Genomic DNA, 223 nt, shown 5'->3' on the forward strand with positions numbered 1-223 from the left:
CAAGCTGATGACGCCGGAGCGGACGGGGCAGGCGATCGCGAAACGGACGCGCGAGCTGTTGACCGGGGATCGAACGTTTTATGTTTCTACCTCGGGAAACGACGCGAATGACGGTCTGACGTCGGGCGCGCCGTTTCTCACGATCCAGGCCGCGATTGCCGCCGCCCTGAAGCTTGATACCAGCGTCTACACCGTGATCATCCAGCTTGCGGATGGGACGTAT

General features: G+C 61.4%; 1 pseudogene. It reads left to right on the forward strand.

Annotated elements, in window-relative coordinates:
• Positions 1-223, forward strand: a pseudogene (locus WFK98_RS27285) (hypothetical protein); the annotation flags it as partial.

This window comes from Kaistia sp. MMO-174, from assembly GCF_037147815.1.
GTDB lineage: Bacteria > Pseudomonadota > Alphaproteobacteria > Rhizobiales > Kaistiaceae > Kaistia > Kaistia nematophila.